The organism is Streptomyces sp. NPDC005263 (assembly GCF_042872365.1).
Taxonomy (GTDB): domain Bacteria; phylum Actinomycetota; class Actinomycetes; order Streptomycetales; family Streptomycetaceae; genus Streptomyces.
The window spans coordinates 718,510-732,551 of the sequence record NZ_JBIAKJ010000002.1 but is presented as its reverse complement, the minus strand read 5'-3'; the positions used below and the strand labels follow the sequence as shown (position 1 = coordinate 732,551).

The window sequence follows — 14,042 nt, the reverse complement described above, 5'->3', positions numbered from 1 at the left end:
CGTCAGTGAGCCGCCACCACATAACTCCCGCCACAGCTGCCCCCGCAAGAAGGAGCCCGAGACCACCTCATGGCGCACTGGTCCGCCTACACCGGCAAGAGCGAGCCGCACGACGGCATCGACGAGCTGCCCGCCCCTCCCCCGTGGCGGGCTTTCGACGGCGGTCCCGAGTTGCCGGCGCCCGCCGACGCCGACGACGAGGCCGCCGTGTCCCCGGACCGTATGCACCGCGCGAGGACGTACGTCGCCACACCCGAGAGCGTCCAGCTGGTCAACGCCGCGCTCTGTCTGCGCCGCCCGCTGCTGGTCACCGGCCCGCCCGGCACCGGCAAGTCCTCCCTGGCGTACGCCGTCGCCCGCGAGCTGCGCCTCGGACCGGTCCTGCGCTGGAACATCACCAGCCGCAGCTCCCTCGCCGACGGCCTCTACCAGTACGACCCCCTGTCCCGCCTGTACGCCTCCCGGCCGGGACCGGAAGGCGACCACCGTGGCCGGGGCGATGTGGAGGACCACCTCCGGCTCGGCCCCCTCGGCACGGCCCTGCTCCCCTACGGGCGCCCCCGTGCCCTGCTGGTCGACGAGATCGACAAGAGTGATCTCGACCTGCCCAACGACCTCCTGAACGTCCTCGAAGAGGGCCAGTACGAGATCCCCGAACTGGTCCGCGCCGCCCGTCACTCCACCGACGACGGCAGCGCCGAGGTCCTCGCCGACGGCACGGACAGCCCCGTCACCCTCACCCGCGGCCGGGTCCGTTGCCGAGCGTTCCCGTTCGTCGTCCTGACCAGCAACGGCGAACGCGAGTTCCCGCCCGCCTTCCTCCGCCGTTGCGTCCGCCTCCGGCTGCGCCGTCCCGACCGGGACCGGCTGACCGACATCGTCCGCGCCCACCTCGGCACCCCGGACGGCGAGGCCGAGTCCCTGATCACCCGCTTCCTCGAACGCTCGGGCAGCGGCGAGCTGGCCACCGACCAGCTCCTGAACGCCATTTACCTCACCGGAGTCGCCGGCCTCGACTCCGGCTCCCGGGACGAGCTGGCCGAGCAGTTGATGCCATATCTCAGCGCGGCGGCGGACGGCGATGGGTTCTGAGCGGGAGGGCTCTCGAACGGGGGCGGAAGGGGCGACCGGCGGAGACACCGGCGACACGGGTGACTCGGGTGCCATGAGCGGCACCGGTGCCGCCTCTCCTGTCGCCCGGCTGTCCGCCGTACTGACCGCCGCCGCGGGATCGACGGAGCCGACGCCGCGCGAACTCGCGGAACTGCTGTGGCTGGCCGGGCGGTTGGATGGTGCGGGGGGCGAACCGACCTCGTCGGAAGGGGAACCCCGGCCCGCGCGCCCGGCACCGGACGCCCCCGCCGTCGTGCCTCCGCCCCGGCCCGCGCCCGAACTGCCCCCGCGGCCGCCGGACACTTCCCCCGCCACACACCCCGACGGCCGGGTCCCGCTGCTCCTGCCCACCCCGGCGACACCGGCCCCCGGGTCGAACAGCGGGGGCACCCACCTCCTCGCCCCCGCGCCGCCGATGCTGCACCATCCCCTGGCGCTCCAGCGCGCGTTGCGACCTCTGAAACGCACGGTGCCCTCACAACGGGCTCGTGTCCTGGACGAGCGGGCGACGGCCGACCGGATCGCCCGGCTGGGCGCGCGCCCCGAGGCCTGGATGCCGGTGCTGCGTCCCGCCCCGGACCGCTGGCTGCGCCTGAATCTCGTGCATGACACCGGTCCCACCATGCCGGTCTGGAGCCCCCTTGTCCGCGAACTGCACGCCGTTCTCGCTCAGTCGGGCATCTTCCGCACGGTCACCCTGCACGCGGCGGGCCCCGACGGCCGAGCCCACCAGGTCCCGGACCTCGATGACGGCCGCACGGTCACCCTGGTCGTCAGCGACTGCATGGGCCCGCAGTGGCGTCCGGGCGAGGCCGGCATGCGCTGGCACGGCACCTTGCGGCACTGGGCGGCCCGTATGCCGTTGGCCGTGGTCCAGCCGCTTCCCGAACACCTGTGGTCCAGCACGGCGTTGCCCGCCGAACCGGGCCTGCTGATGCCTCCGGGCTCGGCGGCTCCCTCCCGCGCGCTCACCTTCACGCCGTACGACCCCGGGACCCCGCGACCACCCACCTCCGCCGTCCCGCTCCCGGTCCTGGAGCCGGGCGCGCCCTGGCTCGCCAACTGGGCGGCGCTGCTCGCCGACCCCGGCAGTGGACTGTTCCCGGGAGCGGCGGCCTGGCTGTCGGACCTTCCGGGGCGCCCCGCCGAACCGGCCCCGGACATCACCGAGTCGGACCCTCGGGACCTGGTGCTGCGGTTCCGCGCGACCGCGTCCCCGGAGGCGTTCCGCCTGGCCGGCCATCTCGCGCTGGCCGTGCCCTCCGTGCCGGTGATGCGCCTGGTCCAACGCGCGGTGGACCGGGACCCACGCCCGCAGCATCTCGCGGAGGTCATCCTCAGCGGCATGCTGCGTGCCGTGCCAGGGCCCCCGGGGTCCTACGAGTTCAGGCAGGGCGTGCGGGAGTTGCTGCTGCGCTCACTGCCGCGTACGGCCCGGGGCCGTACGCGGGAGTTCCTGGCGCGGGTCGGCGGACTGATCGACGAGCGGGCGGGACTCGCCGCCGGGGAGTTCCGGGCGGCGACGGGGGCGGGCGGCGGTTCCTCGGGCGCCGGATCGGTGTTCGCGACGGTCAGCGAGGAGACGGTGCGGCGGCTGGGGGCCGGCGGGCCGGAGCAGGTGGTCGCGGGGCGCTACCGGCTCGTCGGGCACCGTGGCCCGGGTCAGCGGATGTGGGAGGCCGTGGACGAGCGGACCGGGGAGCGGGTGGTCGTGCATCTGCATCCGGAGCAGGCGGCGCGGCATCGGGAGCGGTTCCTGCGGGAGGCCGCCGCGCTGGCCGAGGTCGACAGTCCGTACGTGGTGCGGGTGCTGGACTTCGGCGTGGACGGCCAGAAGCCCTATCTGGTCGCGGAGTTCGTGGACGGCGTGACGCTGCGGGAGGTGGTGGAGGGGGACCGGACCCGGCTGCCGTTCGACATGTTCGCCCGCCTCGCCCGTCAGGGAGTGGCCGGGCTGGCGACCCTGCACGCCCGCGGACTGGTGCGCGGGCAGCGGGGCGTGCTGGGGCTGCTGCTGCGACCCGACGGCACCGTGCTGATCAGCCGGTTCGCCCTCGGCGAGCAGTCCCAGGGCCTGGACCAGGACGGGGACTACCGCGCATTCGACAGCATGCTCCAGGAGATGGCCCAACGGGTGGTGGGGACGCCGCCGGAGCACCAGGAGCTGGTGGAGCGGATCGCCGACGGCGTGCTGCGCGAACCCGCCCGCGTCGCGGCTGAGGCGTTCGCGGACGTCGAGCCCTCCGAGTCCTACCGGTTCGCCCTGCTCGGCGACGTCCGCATCAGCCACCAGGGCTCGCCCCTGACACCGCCGGCGCCCGAGGTGCAGGCTCTGCTGTGCATGCTGCTCCTCAGGCACGGCCGACGCCTGACCTACACCGAGCTGGCCGCGGGCCTGTGGGACGACCCGCCCGCGGGCGGCGAGGCAGCGCGTGTCATCGACTCCCTGGCCGCGCAGGTCCGGTGGCTGGTCGCCCCCGGCGGCGTCGTCGCCCTCGCCGACGGGTACGCGCTGCACGCGGCCGACCAGCACATCGACGTGGACCAGTGCGAAACGCTCAGCCGGCGCGACCCCGATCAGTCCCCCGAGCTCCGACACACCCGGATCCGTCAGGCCCTGGAGCTTTTCCACGGCGACCCTCTCGACGGCGTGCCCGGCCCGGCCGCGCAGGCGGCCCGCGTACGCCTGCGCACCCTGCGCGACCGACTCACCGAAGAACTGGCCCAGTTGGATGCCGCGACCACCCCGCGTCCCACGATCCTCTTCGAGAGCGACGACCTGAGCGGACATCCGGAGGCCCGTATCTCCTTGGAGTACGCGGTGCACGAGTTCCTGTCCCGCGGCACCGGCGTCACCCACCAGCACGACGTGCGCGTCCGCGACAACGGCTACCTCGTCCGCGCCGACCCGGGGACCTACCTGCTCCCCGTCCTGGTCGCCGTCCTGCGCGGGCTCGCCGACGTCTTCACGAGACTGTCCGATCCACCGCCGCTGCGGGTGACCTTCTGGGACTACCCCATCCCGCCCTCCGAGGTGGCCGCTCTCCAGGAACGCACGCCCTCGGACCTTCTGGTCGTCGTCCCGCCCACCCTGTACGAACAGTTCGCGGCGAGTTCGGCCGCCCTCGGCACCCAGCGCTTCCAGCCGCTGCACGGCAGCGGTCCACGGCCCGCCCCGCCGCTTGCCTGGTACTGCTCGCTCGCCCCGTCGCAGCCCCGGACCGATGACCGCGACCTGGTCCGGGGCCCCCTGATCACCCACGATCTGCACGGCCTCGGCATCCCGGCGCCCGGCCGGACCGCCATCGTCCACACGCAGCCCGACGGGCCCCTCACCCTCCTCAACCCGGCCCGTCCGCACGGCACGCACCCGCCCAGGGCGACGACGTACTACGAGGTCGACCTCACCACCCACCAGGCCATCCACCAGGTGTCCCTGCCCAGCTCCGGCAAGGGTGCCTTCCAGGCCGCCGTGGAGCTGTCCTGGCATGTCGACGACCCGGTCGAGTTCGTGCACGGCGAGGTGCCCCGGATCTCCGAGGCCCTGCTCGACCATCTGCTTCTCGCGGCCGGCCGGATCACCCGACGCCATCCCCTGCGCCGGGCGGGCGCGGCCCAGCGAGCCGTGAACTCCGGGCTGCGTACAGCGTGGCCGGTGCCGGGGCTGTCGGTGTCGTGCTCGGTGCAGTTGGCGCCGGAGGGCTCATCGCCTCCCGTGCCGCAGCGGGAGGCGCCCGCCCGGCGCCCGCTGTCCGAGGTCCTCGGCGAGACCGAGACGGTGCTGCTCGGCTTCGACGGACCCGTCACCCGCCTGTATTCGGCGCGGACGGCCCGGGAGGCCGCGCTCGAACTGCTCTCCGTGCTCGCCGAGCACCGCGACCCCGAGGACGCGCTGGCGGGCCGCCCGCTACCCACCGTCGACGGCGCCGGGCGGGAGGTGTTCGTGCACCCGCTGGACGTCCTGCGTGCCTTCGCCCAGGACCGGCTCGGTCCGACACTGCGAGACCAGCTCGACCGGATCGAGCTGCGGGCTGTCCCGGACGCGCCCACGACCCACAACTCCCCCGCCCTGGTACGCGCCCTGCACGGCGCGGGCCGCCGCGTCCTGGTAGTCACGGACGTCTGCGAACAGGCCGTCCACCGGTACCTGGAGCCGTACCGTCTGCCTCTCTCCGGTGTGCACGGCCGCGCCGACGACCTGCGCCTGCTGACGCCGCACCCCGACAGCCTCCTGCGCGCCCTGCGCTCCCGCGACGCTCCCGCCGCCACGGGCGTGCTGATCGGCTCCACGGTCGCCGAGCTCAGCGCCGCCCAGCACATCGGGCTCCGTTTCATCGGCCTGGCCCGGAACTCGACCGTGGACCAGAACCTGCGCGAGGCCGGCTGCAAGATCACCGTCCCCTCTCTGGCGAGGCTCCTGGAAGCCGCCCGCTCACTCTGACACGACCCCCCGTGGCGGATTTACACCAGACATGGCGGCCAAAACCCCCATTCAGCGGCCCCCCGCCCGGCCCACCACAAGGCGCGCCGCCTCCCACGCCCGCCGCACGATGCCATAAGAGACCGCCGCTCGGCGGCCCACGGTCTGTGCTCTCGGGAGGATCTGCCATGACCGCCAGTCTGGAGCAGCTGCGCCGTTGCCACTTCGCCGTCGACCTGGGTGCGGCGAGGACGCGGGTGTACGTGAAGGGGGCCGGGCTCGTCGTCGACCAGCCGTCCGCCGCCGCCATGAACACCCGCACCGGCGCGCTGATCGCGGTCGGCGAGTTCGCGGAGAGGATGACGGGCCGTACTCCCGACTACATCCGCGTCGTCAGGCCCGTCTCCGGTGGCACGGTCATCGACATCGAGATGGCGCAGCGCATGCTGCGGCACCTGCTCGGCGACAAGGTCCGCCGCGCCCTGCGCCGCAAGCCCCGGCTGCGGGCGGCCGCCTGCACCCCGCACGACGCCGACCCGCTGGCCCAGCGCGCCACGATCGAGACGCTCGTCGGGCTGGGCGCGCGGCGGGTGGAGCTGGTGGACACGCTGCTCGCCGCCGCCGTCGGCTGCGGACTGCCGGTGGAACAGCCCGAGGCGACCATGATCATGATGTGCGGGGCGGCCGCCACCCAGGTCGCGGTGCTCTCCCTCGGGTCGATCGTGACCGCCGAGCGCATTCCCGTCGGCGGGGAGGCGGTGGATCACGCGATCGTGCAGCACCTGCGGCACCATCACGAACTGATGCTGCCCAGCCAGTCCGTGCGGCCGCTGCAACTCGCCCTCTCCGGCAACGGCCTGACCTCGCAGGGCCCGGCCCTGACCGAGATCCACGGCAGGGACGTGGCCACCGGTCTCGCCCGTTCCGTCCAGGTCGACACCGCCGCCGTCCGCGACGCGATCGAGACCCCGCTGACCGCCGTGCTGGACGGCATCGGCCGGGTGCTGCGGGACTGCCCGCCCGACCTGGTGGCCGACCTCACCGACCGCGGGATCATGATGGTCGGCGGGAGTGCCCTGCTGCCGGGATTCGACCACATGCTGCGGCGGGCCACCGGCGTGCCGGTGCACATCGCCGATCGGCCCGACGTGTGCGCCGTCCAGGGCCTCGGCTACATGCTGGAGGGCAAGGTCGAGCCCCTGGTCCTGAACCCGCTGGCCTCCTGAGCCACGGACGGATCCCCCACCCGACCTGCGGTCAGAGGGCGAACCAGCAGCGCACCGTGGTGCCGTCCGCCCCCATGTGCACCCGCACCAGGTCCGACACGAGGTTGACCATGAGCAGCCCCCGGCCGCCGCGCTGGTCGCGGGAGGCGGGACGGCGGCCCGCCAGCGGATCCGTCAGCCGCCCCTTGTCACGCACCTCGCACAGCACGTTCCCGTCCTGCGCCCACACCCTGAGCGCGCCCGAACCGCCGCCGTGCACCACGCTGTTGGTGGTCAGCTCGGCGGTGACGAGCGCGAGGTCCTGCAGCCGTACGCCGGTCAGGCCCAGCTGGGCGGCGACGTCGGTGGCGACGTGCCGGGCGTGTGAGAGCGATTCCGCGTCGAAGGCGAAGGCGGGCACGTCCTCGACGAGCGCCAGCGGCTCGTTGTAGCGGGCGACGACGCCGTCGGGGTCGTACGCTTCGCTGCCCGCCCCTGGTCCGGTGCCCCCGTGGATGACGGTGGGGTGGGTGGCGTACGCGTCCGCGATGACCTGCGGGGCCAGGCGCCGGGTGTCGTAGGGACACAGGATGCTCACCGTGCGGCCGGTGAAGGCCGCGTTGATCAGCGCCTCGTGCTGGACGCAGGCGGGGTACTCGGTGTCGCTGCGGCCCGCCCAGATCGGCTCGCCGATGATCCGCACCCGGCGGCCGGACGGCTGGGCGTCGGCGAAGGCGCGCAGCACGCCGGGGATGATCCGGCCGGGGTTGCGGCCGGCCTCCGTCATGTCCAGCAGGCGCACCGCGTCGGCGTCGGCGCCCAGTGCGTCCCGGATGAGGGCGAGATTGTCCCCGGGTACGGCGACCGCCACGGGGTCGCCGGCCCGCAGTCCCTCACGGACGAAGGACACGGTGCCCGCGAGGTACTCCCGCTCGTCGCCGTAGAACAACGCCGGGTGGACGAAGGGGTCGCGGGGCCCATCGGGATCGAGGGGATCCGCGTGGTCCAAGGGCTCGGCGGCGCCGGGAGGGCCGTTGGTGTCGAGGGGCTCGACCGGCTGGAAGGGACGGGTCGGCTCGAAGGGTTGGGCCACGGAACTCATGACTTCGCCACCTCGATCGACGTCAGGTCGGGCCAGAACATGTCCAGCACGCGTCGCAGGGCCGGCGGCGGCCGGTGCAGCACCATCCGCCGTCCGTCCCCCAGTTCCTGGGCGACGGCGGCCAGCACCCCGACGCCCGCGACATCGACGAACGTCACGGCGGACAACTCCAGGTAGTACACATCCCCGTCCTCGCGCACGGCCTGCTTCAGCGCACGTTCCCACACTTCGTGCGTCGCCAGGCCCACTTCTCCCGACACGCGCAGCCCACTGCGCGTGGTCAGCGGTGACACCGTCAGCTCAGGCGCCACCGCAACGACCCCGGACGGTGCCCGGTACCGGATTCCCACACCGTCTCCCCACTCTTCCCGGACGGAACGCACATACCCACGCCGCTCCCTGACAATCCGAAGAAGGTGTGTAGCCCACCGTACGGTGGGCAGGCGAACCTTCAGCACCCCCTCGCCCGCCGAAAACCGGTCCGGTGATGAGGGGGCAGGCTACGCCATGAAGACCGTCCGTGAACTACAAGGCGGGGACATGACCTCAGCGGCACACACACCTCTCGAGGGGCGAGCGGACGCTCTCTTCATCGAGAGTCGCGTGGACGCGGGCCGAGCCGTGCTCACTCCACGAGGAGAACTGGTCCGCGGGTGCGCGGACGTCCTGGCCGGGAAACTGGCCGAGTTGCCGGCCGGCGTCGGCCTGGTGGAGCTGGACATGACCGGGGTGGTCTTCATGGACACCGCGGGACTGCAGTTCCTGGAGACACTCGGCGACTACGCCGAGCTGCACGGTGTTCCGGTGGCGACCGCGAACTGGGACGGTCAGCCGCGCCGCATCCTGGAACTGGCCGGCCTGGACACCACCGACCCGCTGCACGCCACGCGCGCCACCACATCGCACCCCTCGTCCTCGTCGGCGGTGGCTCTGGAGCGCGCCGAGCAGCTACGGCTGCTGAAGGAAGAGGTCGAGCAGCTGCGCCAGGCGATCGCCTCCCGCCCGGTGATCGACCAGGCCCGGGGCATCCTCATGGCCACCCAGGGCTGCACGTCCGAGGAGGCGTGGACGATCCTGCGGCAGACCTCCCAGCTGTCCAACACCAAACTCCGCACGGTCGCCGCGGCGGTCACGGCCAGCACCGCAAGCGACGGCGCACCGCCCCCCGCGGAAGTCCGCGCGGCCTTACAAACGGCGATCGCCCGCCGCGGCCACTGAGTCCGAGCTCGGGCTCGGTGGCCGCGTCGTTCCCGGCGCCGCCGACGGGATCAGTACGGCAGCAGCCGCCCGGAAGGCGTCCTGCGGTCGATCTTCATGTCGCGTGGAGCGGCGGGCCTACGGCTGACACGCACGCGGATCTGACGGTTCATGACGCCCTCCTCAAGCCTTCGACGGGGACGGGGTGTGCCACCCCGCACCCGATGCGACCAGCCTCGTCCTCGCCGAGGCGAGGGGAATCGTGCCCGTGGAGGCAGGCCGGCGGTGCTTCGTCTTCGATCCCATTGCCCCCGGCATACCCCTCGCGCCCCCGGCTGACTCCTGTCCCGTCGGACGCTCCGGCCGGAGGGCGAGAGACGTTACGCGCCGGAAACCTTGACGCGCACGGAGCCGGATGCCACGATTCCGGCGCCACGATGTTTACGTAAACACCGATCGTTTGTTCGAGCATGTTTACGCAAACACCGCAGCGCCATCGACGGCCGCTCCCCTACGCGCAGACTCCCCTCACGCGCCGAGCCGCCATCTCCTGAAAGGGCAAGCTGATGCGCAAGACCCCTGGCAGAACCCGCACCCCCCGGCTGCGTGCCGTCTTCGTGGCCGTCGCGATCGCCGCGGTCAGCGGCACCACCCTGGCCGGCAGCCCCGCCTCCGCCGCCACGCCGCGCCTGGACCCGACCCAGTTCAAGGGCGTCAACTGGGCCGACCCGCGCGACAACTACGCCGACGACCCGGTCGTCCTGTCCGGCCTGTCGCTCTCCGACAGCTACAAGCAGACGTACGCGAAGGCGACCCGGATCATCGCGGCGTTCCGCGCCAACCTCGGCGCCAACACCGTGCGGCTGCCGATCAACCCGTACACGGTCAACGGCTCCTACTGGAAGTCGTACCGCGGGGTCATCGACGCGGCCTCCGACCAGGGCTTCAAGGTCGTCGTGTCCTACTGGGAGGGCACCGGCGCGCAGAAGGACGGCTTCATCGACGACGAGGCCACCTACTGGCCCATGTGGAAGACCGTGGTCAACGCCTACAAGAACGACCGGCGCGTCTACTTCGAGCCGATGAACGAGCCGCACGGCTACACCGACGCCCAGTGGGCCGACATGGCCGCGAAGTGGCTCGCGACCTACCCGTCGGTCCCGCGCGACCGGGTCTTCGTCAGCGGCGCCGGCTACAACGACCACGTCACCTCGGTCTGCGCCGACCCCCGCCTCAAGGGCACCTACCTGTCCCTGCACCACTACGGGTTCTGGAAGGACTACGCCACCTACGACCAGTGGGTGGACGACCTCAAGGTGCGCATCGGCGACTGCGCGAACCGGACCGTGGCGGACGAGTTCGGCGCCCCGATGACCACGGGCCTCGACTACAACAAGCCGGACCCCTCCAACAACTTCGTCAACTACGTCCAGGCCGTCACCGACACCTTCCGCGAGCTCAAGATGGGCTCCGTGTACTGGCCGGGCCTGCGGACCGACGACACGTACTCCCTGCAGACCCTCACCGGTCCCGCCGACCGCCCCTGGCTCGCCACCACCAACCAGTCCGGCGCCGACCGTCTGGCCTGGGCGTGGGGACGCGGCAAGCCCGTCCAGCCCTGACCGGACCCGACCGGGCCGCGCGAACTGGAGAGGCCCCACCCCGGAACAGGGGGTGGGGCCTCTCCCCTGTCCGCAGGGCGGGCGACCTCTCGCTCAGACCCTGGCCGGAGCCGGTCCGACCAGCTCGGACAGGACGTCGTCCATGGTCACGAAGCCGAGGACCGCGCCGGACTCGCCGGTGACCGCGGCCAGGTGGCTGCCGTCGGCGCGCAGGGCGGTGAGGGTGTCGTCCAGCGGGGTGTCGATGCGGACCCGGGTGACCGGGTGCGGGGCGGTGCGCGGGAACGGCCGGTCCCGGTCGGTGACGCCGAGGGTGTCCTTGATGTGGAGGTAGCCGAGCAGGGTGTTGCCGGGGCCGGTGACGGGGAAGCGGGAGTAGCCGGCGTCGGCCGCGGTCCGCTCCAGCTCGGCGGGGGTGACGGTGTGGCCGACGGTGCGCATCCGCTGCGCGGGGACGAGGATCTCGCCCACCGGGCGGGTGCCCAGTTCCAGGGCGTCGCGCAGCCGTTCGCCGTCGGCCTGGCTGAGCAGTCCGGCCTCGCTGGAGTCGACGACCATGCGGGCGAGCTGGTCGTCGGTGAAGACGGACTCCACCTCGTCCTTCGGCTCGACCCGCAGCAGCCCCAGCAGCGAGTTGGCGAAGGCGTTGATGCCGAAGACGACGGGCTTCAGGGCCCGGGTGAGGGCCACCAGGGGCGGCCCGAGCAGCAGCGCGGTGGGGACGGGCGCGGCCAGCGCGATGTTCTTCGGGATCATCTCGCCGATCAGCATGTGCAGATACGTCGCCACGGTGAGCGCGATGACGAACGCGATCGGATGCACCAGGCCGTCCGGAACGCGGGCCGCCTCGAAGCCGGGTTCCAGCAGGTGCGCGATGGCCGGTTCGGCGACCGCGCCCAGCACCAACGAGGAGACGGTGATGCCGAGTTGGGCGGTTGCCATCATCGCGGAGATGTGCTGAAGACCCCACAGGGTCATCCGGGCCCGCTTGTTCCCCTCCTGGGCGCGCGGTTCGATCTGGCCGCGGCGTACGGAGATCATGGCGAACTCGGCGCCCACGAAGAAGGCGTTGGTCAGCAGTGTCAGGGCGCCGACGGCGAGTTGCAGGACGGTCATCGGGACTCCTCCCCCACCTGGGCCGGCACCCGGGCCGGTTCGACGATGCGGATCCGGTCCGCGCGATGGTGTTCGACGCCCAGGACGTCGAGCTGCCAGCCGCCGAGGTCGACGGTGTCCCCCTTGACCGGGATGCGGGCGAGGCGGGTGGCGATGAGCCCGGCCACGGTCTCGTACGGCCCGTCGGGCGCGGTCAGTCCTATGCCGGTGAGCTGGTCGAGGCGGACGCCGCCGTCCGCCTCCCACACCGCCCGGCCGTCCGCCGTGGCGACGGTCGGGAGCAGGTCGGGGATCTCCAGCGGGTCGTGTTCGTCGCGGACCTCGCCGACGACCTCCTCGACGATGTCCTCCATGGTCGCCACGCCCGCGGTGCCGCCGTACTCGTCGATGACGACGGCCATGGTGCGCATCGCCCGCAGCCGCTCAAGGAGCCGGTCGGCGGGCAGGCTGTCGGGCACCAGCAGGGGCTCGGTGGCGAGGTCCGTGACCGGGGTGACGGCGCGCTCGTCCGGTTCCAGGGCGAGGACGTCGCGGATGTGGACGGTGCCGACGACGTCGTCCAGGGTGTCGCGGTAGACCGGGAAGCGGGACAGGCCGGTGGCGTGGGTGAGGTTGGCGGCGTCGGCGGCCGTGGCGTGGGCTTCGAGTGCCTTGACGTCGACGCGCGGGGTCATCACGTTCTGCGCGGTCAGCTCGCCCAGGTGCAGGGTGCGGACGAACAGCTCGGCGGCGTCCGCCTCCAGGGCGCCCTCGGCGGCCGAGTGCCGGGCCAGCGCGACGAGTTCCTCGGGGCCGCGCGCGGAGGCCAGCTCCTCGGCGGGCTCCAGGCCGAAGCGTCGTACGAACAGGTTCGCGGTGTTGTTCAGGTGCCGGATGAACGGGCCGAAGGCGGCGGTGAAGCCGCGCTGCGGTCCGGCGACCACCTTGGCGACGGGCAGCGGCCGGGAGATCGCCCAGTTCTTCGGCACCAGCTCGCCCACCACCATCAGCACCACGGTGGACAGGGCCACGCCCAGCACGCTCGCCACCGACGAGGCGGCGCCGCCCAGGCCGAGCGCCGCCAGCGGGCCGCGCAGCAGCGCCGCCAGCGACGGCTCGGCGAGCATGCCGATGACCAGCGAGGTGACGGTGATGCCGAGTTGGGCGCCGGAGAGCTGGACGGTCAGCCGGCGTACGGCCTTCAACGCGCCCTCGGCGCCACGCTCACCCGCCTCGACGGCCCGCTCCAGGTCACCGCGTTCCAGGGTGGTCAGGGAGAACTCGGCCGCGACGAACACCGCGCAGGCCAGCGTGAGCAGGAGGGCCAACAGGAGCAGCAGGATCTCGGTCACCGTGCCACCCCCGATTCCTCAGTGACCGCGGGACGCGGCCGACGGGGTGTGGCACGGCTGGTACTGGGAGGCTCACCCATTGCGGTACTACGGCTCCTTCTCGGTACGACACTCGGTACGACGTCGATGCGATGTCGGTACGACGTTCGCACCCATGGTAAAGGATGAGCAAAGCCCCCTGGGGGAGTCCCGCGGCGGTCCTCAGCCCGGGGTGACGCGGCCGCGCCAGGAACCGGACTCGCCGCCGCGCGCCTCGATGTACTCCTTGAAGCGCCGCATGTCGCCCTTGACCTGCCGATCCATCACTCCGAGCAGGTCAGCGGCCTTCTCCGCCGGTCCGCTCGTCTCGATGTCCATGATGAGTTCCACGCGGGTGTGCAGGTTGTCCACGCTCTGGAAGCGCACCATGCCCATCTGCTTGACGTCGCCGCCGGTCGTGCGCCAGGCGATCTTCTCGTCCGCGAGCTGGTCCACGATCTCCGTGTCGAACTCGCGCCGCACGCCGCCGACCTTGGTGGTCCAGTGGTTGTGGGTGTCGTCGAGCTGACGCACCTCTTCGACGCCGTCCATGAACTTCGGGAACTCCGCGAACTGGGTCCACTGGTTGTACGCGGTACGGATCGGGACGGCGACCTCGACCGCTTCCTTCACTGTGCTCATGGTTTCGCCTTCCTCGGATCGTGACGGGCCCGGACAGCGGACCCGTCGATGGGGGGCCATGGACGGTGAGCCGAGTACCCCGGATCGGCGCACCCCCTGCACCACGCGTCCATCCGGAGTGGTTTGGGGCGTTGTGGCGGCGCTCGGAGTGGTATCGGGCGATCCGGTGGGTAATCTCGCGCTGCCACCGGCCTGATCACCTCCCCGCGGACCCGGCAGGCACAGCCGACACAGCCGACACCACCGACACAGCCGACTCAGGAGAACTGCCATCAC

Annotated in this window: 10 protein-coding genes; 5 read left to right on the top strand and 5 right to left on the bottom strand. The window is 72.4% G+C overall.

Translation table 11 applies throughout. The features are described from left to right. Window positions 1-69: 69 nt before the first annotated feature. From ACFYRY_RS10540 to ACFYRY_RS10530, 3 genes are all read left to right on the top strand, one after another. Window positions 70-1,092, top strand: coding sequence for an AAA family ATPase (locus tag ACFYRY_RS10540; protein ID WP_389142256.1), 1,023 nt, complete (start codon window positions 70-72; stop codon window positions 1,090-1,092). A 73-nt stretch (window positions 1,093-1,165) separates the two neighbouring features. Beyond that, entirely contained in the window at window positions 1,166-5,554 is a 4,389-nt protein-coding gene (locus ACFYRY_RS10535; protein WP_389142254.1) for an SAV_2336 N-terminal domain-related protein, read from the top strand. Between the two features lie 167 nt (window positions 5,555-5,721). Continuing rightward, the gene (locus ACFYRY_RS10530; protein WP_389142252.1) at window positions 5,722-6,759 is read left to right on the top strand and encodes a rod shape-determining protein; all 1,038 of its coding nucleotides are present in this window, start codon (window positions 5,722-5,724) and stop codon (window positions 6,757-6,759) included. 31 nt (window positions 6,760-6,790) lie between these two features. Here ACFYRY_RS10530 and ACFYRY_RS10525 read toward each other — a convergent pair whose 3' ends face one another. Together ACFYRY_RS10525 and ACFYRY_RS10520 are read right to left on the bottom strand one after the other, a co-directional pair. Next, window positions 6,791-7,840 carry an anti-sigma factor RsbA family regulatory protein gene (locus ACFYRY_RS10525; protein WP_389142250.1) on the bottom strand — a complete coding sequence of 350 codons (1,050 nt, stop codon included), beginning with the start codon at window positions 7,838-7,840 and terminating at the stop codon, window positions 6,791-6,793. Continuing rightward, entirely contained in the window at window positions 7,837-8,151 is a 315-nt protein-coding gene (locus ACFYRY_RS10520; RefSeq protein WP_389142248.1) for an STAS domain-containing protein, read from the bottom strand. Before ACFYRY_RS10520 ends, ACFYRY_RS10525 begins: the two co-directional genes overlap by 4 nt. A gap of 229 nt (window positions 8,152-8,380) precedes the next feature. On the opposite strand from ACFYRY_RS10520, the gene ACFYRY_RS10515 reads away from it, so the two are divergent. Beyond that, complete coding sequence (locus ACFYRY_RS10515) at window positions 8,381-9,058, top strand: ANTAR domain-containing protein (protein WP_389142246.1); 678 nt, start codon at window positions 8,381-8,383, stop codon at window positions 9,056-9,058. 545 nt (window positions 9,059-9,603) lie between these two features. Beyond that, a complete protein-coding gene (locus ACFYRY_RS10510) occupies window positions 9,604-10,659 on the top strand; it encodes a glycoside hydrolase family 5 protein (RefSeq protein WP_389142244.1) in 1,056 nt (351 codons plus the stop codon). Window positions 10,660-10,752: 93 nt separating this feature from the next. On the opposite strand, the gene ACFYRY_RS10505 is transcribed toward ACFYRY_RS10510, so the two are convergent. From ACFYRY_RS10505 to ACFYRY_RS10495, 3 genes are all read right to left on the bottom strand, one after another. Then, on the bottom strand, window positions 10,753-11,775 hold the full coding sequence (locus ACFYRY_RS10505; RefSeq protein WP_389142242.1) for a hemolysin family protein: 1,023 nt from the start codon (window positions 11,773-11,775) through the stop codon (window positions 10,753-10,755). Beyond that, window positions 11,772-13,106 carry a hemolysin family protein gene (locus ACFYRY_RS10500; protein ID WP_389142240.1) on the bottom strand — a complete coding sequence of 445 codons (1,335 nt, stop codon included), beginning with the start codon at window positions 13,104-13,106 and terminating at the stop codon, window positions 11,772-11,774. Before ACFYRY_RS10500 ends, ACFYRY_RS10505 begins: the two co-directional genes overlap by 4 nt. A 201-nt stretch (window positions 13,107-13,307) precedes the next feature. Beyond that, entirely contained in the window at window positions 13,308-13,766 is a 459-nt protein-coding gene (locus tag ACFYRY_RS10495; RefSeq protein WP_389142238.1) for an SRPBCC family protein, read from the bottom strand. Between the last annotated feature and the right edge of the window lie 276 nt (window positions 13,767-14,042).

Bases quoted from the DNA above. Each gene is read 5' to 3' on its own strand.
- ACFYRY_RS10540 (WP_389142256.1), top strand. From the start codon at position 70: ATGGCGCACTGGTCCGCCTACACCGGCAAGAGCGAGCCGCACGACGGC.
- ACFYRY_RS10535 (WP_389142254.1), top strand. From the start codon at position 1,166: ATGAGCGGCACCGGTGCCGCCTCTCCTGTCGCCCGGCTGTCCGCCGTA.
- ACFYRY_RS10530 (WP_389142252.1), top strand. From the start codon at position 5,722: ATGACCGCCAGTCTGGAGCAGCTGCGCCGTTGCCACTTCGCCGTCGAC.
- ACFYRY_RS10525 (WP_389142250.1), bottom strand. From the start codon at position 7,840: ATGAGTTCCGTGGCCCAACCCTTCGAGCCGACCCGTCCCTTCCAGCCG.
- ACFYRY_RS10515 (WP_389142246.1), top strand. From the start codon at position 8,381: ATGACCTCAGCGGCACACACACCTCTCGAGGGGCGAGCGGACGCTCTC.
- ACFYRY_RS10510 (WP_389142244.1), top strand. From the start codon at position 9,604: ATGCGCAAGACCCCTGGCAGAACCCGCACCCCCCGGCTGCGTGCCGTC.
- ACFYRY_RS10505 (WP_389142242.1), bottom strand. From the start codon at position 11,775: ATGACCGTCCTGCAACTCGCCGTCGGCGCCCTGACACTGCTGACCAAC.
- ACFYRY_RS10495 (WP_389142238.1), bottom strand. From the start codon at position 13,766: ATGAGCACAGTGAAGGAAGCGGTCGAGGTCGCCGTCCCGATCCGTACC.